This is a genomic window from Sphingomonas populi (assembly GCF_004208535.1).
Classification (GTDB): domain Bacteria; phylum Pseudomonadota; class Alphaproteobacteria; order Sphingomonadales; family Sphingomonadaceae; genus Sphingomonas; species Sphingomonas populi.
In genome coordinates this window covers 1-3,143 of the sequence record NZ_SGIS01000110.1, presented here as the reverse complement: position 1 = coordinate 3,143, position 3,143 = coordinate 1, and the positions used below count along the sequence as shown (strand labels likewise).

At 60.1% G+C, this 3,143-nt stretch carries 1 protein-coding gene and 3 pseudogenes; 1 reads left to right on the top strand and 3 read right to left on the bottom strand.

Going from position 1 to position 3,143, the window contains the following annotated elements:
- Positions 1 to 347: 347 nt before the first annotated feature.
- A complete protein-coding gene (locus EWE75_RS24155; RefSeq protein ID WP_165388527.1) occupies positions 348 to 1,346 on the bottom strand; it encodes a phosphotriesterase family protein in 999 nt (332 codons plus the stop codon).
- Positions 1,347 to 1,925: 579 nt separating this feature from the next.
- Positions 1,926 to 2,448 (bottom strand): annotated as a pseudogene (locus EWE75_RS24150) (transposase); the annotation flags it as partial.
- Between the two features lie 184 nt (positions 2,449 to 2,632).
- Here EWE75_RS24150 and EWE75_RS24145 point away from each other — a divergent pair.
- Positions 2,633 to 2,776: pseudogene (locus tag EWE75_RS24145) on the top strand (transposase); the annotation flags it as partial.
- Here the strand turns inward: EWE75_RS24145 and EWE75_RS24140 are convergent.
- Positions 2,765 to 3,143: pseudogene (locus EWE75_RS24140) on the bottom strand (IS3 family transposase); the annotation flags it as partial. The pseudogenes EWE75_RS24145 and EWE75_RS24140 sit on opposite strands and share 12 nt — an antisense overlap.

Sequence of the window (3,143 nt, the reverse complement as noted above, 5' to 3'; positions counted from 1 at the left end):
CGGCGACCACCGACGCCAACCGCGCCGCATCTTCAGAGTTTACGATCACACATACGATCTGGGACATCCCGCCAGACTCGCACGAAACTAACCGATTGTGAATCACCTGATTGGGTCAGTGCACTAGCCTCCATCTGCCTGCAACGTCGAATCAGATTTTCAGCACATTGGGAATCCCCACGTGAGTCACTCTCAGCGCGCTTTGGCATAACGCCGCTCTCAACGCGATTCTCAGCGGATGACGGCTCTCGCCTCCTGTCCGATATGGCAACTTGGTGACCGGCGCGGGTCGGAAGGAACGACAATAAGGGTGGTGTGCTTTCCGCGTGAGGAGCGACGGGATCGGCCTAATAACCGCCCAAAGCACGTGATTCGAATATGCGCCTAGGATTGCCGACCACCATCTGGTTGATCTGCTCCTCGGTCACGCCGTTCTCGCGCAGGCGCGGCAAAAAGTCCTGCGCCAACTCGCACCAGAGAGGAAAGGGCCGCGGCCTTTTCTTCTGGTCGATTTCGGGGGTGAGATCGGTGAAGCCCTGATCGTCCTGTGAAAGCAGTATCTGGTCCGCATGTCCGAGACGGCACAGTTCGACAACACGATTGAGCCGGCTCTCCCGATTACCTAATTGGTCGGCCAGCGAGAGCATATCGAAGCTCACCGTCGCCCCGGCGTCGATCAGTTTCTGTATCTCCTCTAGACCATTGCCGGGCGTCCGGCATACGTGGCCGAAATAGACGCGCGAAAGGTCGACGCCTTCCTTCTGGAACGCTTCCATCTGGAGCAAAGCAGTCGCTGCTCCATCCGTGTGGGTGCCGATCGGGGCGCCCGTTCTGCGGTGCGCGCGCGCAGTTGCCTCCAACAATATCCTGACGCCATCGGTGACCCCATGTTTATCGGTGGCGACCTTGAGAATGGCGGCGCGCACGCCAGTGTCGCCAATCCCCTCTTCAATATCCTTGGTGAAATAATATTCGAAGCTGCGCTTATCTTCCAGGAACGGCTTCATCGCTTCCCGAAATTCAAACATCAGGGGAAGGTCGCGCCAAGTGTAGAAGCCCGTGGTCACGAGGATGTTGACCTTGGTGCGCGCTGCGGTCTGCTGTATCAGCTGCATGTTGCGGCCAATGCCTGGAATGGTCCTGTCGACCAGCGTGTCCACGCCATGCGCCCTGGCATTTTCGAGCGCGGTTACGACGTCATCGACGCGCTTGTCCGGGTCGCCCAACGTTTCGGGCCAATTGAGGTTGACCTCGGTGTTGAGGTTGAAGAGATTTTCTACCATCAGAGTGTAGCCAAGCTGCGAGCTGTCGATCACGTCTCCGCGAGCGGTTGGGACTTCGACCATATGCATCCTTTATTTCTAAGGTGGACTGGTCCTGCGCCGCCACCGATATTGCATTGACAGATTCTCGCGCTTGGAACGCCTCGAAGGCCGCACGCTGCTTCGCTTCACCCGTATTTTGACAACGAGCAGCCGATCAGAGTTGAAGAGGATCAACGGATGTCGCCCTCCCTGTTACTGATCGGAGCTATGATAGGAGTATCAATTATGTCAAGCGCGTTCGGCCCGGCGTAGATCGCTACGTGATGCTCTAACCCGGCTTATTCAGTGCGTCCCGACGGCGCGTAACACCGGTGAAGGGAGGTTCCACCCAGATAGTTGTCGATAGGTCTGATAGCTGACGAGCGGCTTTGCCGGGTAACCGGTCGGGCCGAAGCCTCGTGGCAAAGGGCGCCTTGGACGGTTGAGCAATCCAGCGGGCCGTAATGTGTGAAGCCTGCGCAGGCCTCGAAAGTGATGATGCGGATGCCGACCCGCCTTAATACCGGAGAAGGCGGCATGAGCGGGGAAGAAATCGACGAGCGCACCCGCTCGATCCGCCGGCGTAGTGGGCACGGCACGCTGGAATGGTGATGCGGGTAAATGACCATCGCCGCGCAGAGTGATTTCGGTCGCGGGCCAGTGGCTGCGGATGCGGCGGACCAGTCGCCGGACATGGCTCGCCATTTCTTTCCCCGAAGGTGTCTTTCCGGTGCGTAGCAGCATCGCCACTGGGCACCGGTCGCGGTGTCGTAGCCGTGGATCGGCAGGAAGCAGCGCTCGCCATAATGACCGTTCCAGAACGCCAGTTGCTGGCCGGCGTGGACGATATCGACCGTCACCGCAACCGGCGTGGCGGGGTAACTCGCGCAGTATAGGTCGACAAGCGTGGCGGTCATCCGCACCAGTTCGCGTGTCGTCGGCGCATTCTCCCAGCGACTCATCGTCGGCTGGCTCGCCAGGCCGCCCGGCAGCTTGCCGAGCGCCAGTTTGAACCCCGGATCGTGGCGCAGCACGTCGAGGTCATCGGCATCCTCATGGCCGTGCAGGCGGCAAGCCGGTCAGCTATCCCCAGCCGCCGCCCCGCCTGCGCCAGAAGCACAACGCCGCCGTCCCAGGTCAGCCTGCGGCGCGGCGATCAGGATGCGAACGTCGCGTCAATCAAGGGCTCTTCCGCACTTTTGGTGCAAGCGCCGGGGCACCCTCGAGCCAACGGCCCTTCATGCCGCGATCAACACGCGCTGCTTTAGGCTCAGGACCCATTGATCTGAGAGGCTCGATCTGATTCAGGCTCCCTGAGGAGACCGCGCATGAGCGACCTGTACTGGCTAACGGATGAGCAGATGACGCGGCTCGTGCCGTATTTCCCCAAGAGCCATGGCAAGCCACGGGTTGATGATCGGCGGGTGTTGAGCGGCATCGTTTTCGTCAACCGCAACGGGCTACGCTGGTGCATTAGCCTGCTTCTCGAAGTCCATGGGGCTGAGATAGCCCAGGGTCGAATGCCTGCGTGTGGGATTGTAGAAGCGTTCGATATAATCGAACACGTCGGCCCTTGCCTGATCGCGCGTGCGGTATGTCTTGCGCGCGATGCGTTCAGTTTTGAGCGAGGAGAAGAAGCTCTCCATTGCGGCGTTGTCCCAGACATTGCCCGACCGGCTCATCGAGCAGGTGACGCCGTTATCGGCCATGAGCCGCTGGAACTGCTCGCTCGTGTATTGGGCGGATTCAACCGGTCGTCGCAACACCCTCGATATGAACGTTTGCGAGCAGTTGGTCGAGGGCTTCGGCGGGAGTCTTCCAGCCCAGCGTTTTGCGTGG